Origin of the sequence: Psychrobacter sp. TB55-MNA-CIBAN-0194, assembly GCF_040309505.1 — a bacterium.
Lineage (GTDB): Bacteria > Pseudomonadota > Gammaproteobacteria > Pseudomonadales > Moraxellaceae > Psychrobacter > Psychrobacter fozii.
Window position 1 is genome coordinate 1 of record NZ_JBEOOW010000474.1, and the last position, 259, is coordinate 259.

1 protein-coding gene is annotated in these 259 nt (G+C 36.3%); it reads right to left on the reverse strand.

The window, feature by feature from the left end; all coding sequences use genetic code 11:
• Positions 1-180, reverse strand: a 180-nt coding sequence (locus AAEY75_RS15950) for a hypothetical protein (protein WP_352260141.1), incomplete at its 3' end; no start/stop codon positions are given.
• Positions 181-259 lie beyond the last annotated feature (79 nt).

The window sequence follows — 259 nt, forward strand, 5'->3', positions numbered from 1 at the left end:
CCAATGCACAATGGCCTTTCTAACTTGCTGATCTTCTATGCTTGATAACTTGTTGCCTTCGCTATCAGCAAACTCAATATTCCCATAAATATTCTCTTGAATGTCTTTAGCTTGTGCCCCTGCTAAAGGCAAGATTCCTAATATACTAGACTGTATGACTAACACGGTCATCAGTGCCACCGACAATATTCTTTTCAATACATCCACCCTTTTCTACAATTATTTTTCAACAACGATTAAAAAATCATTTGTATACTGT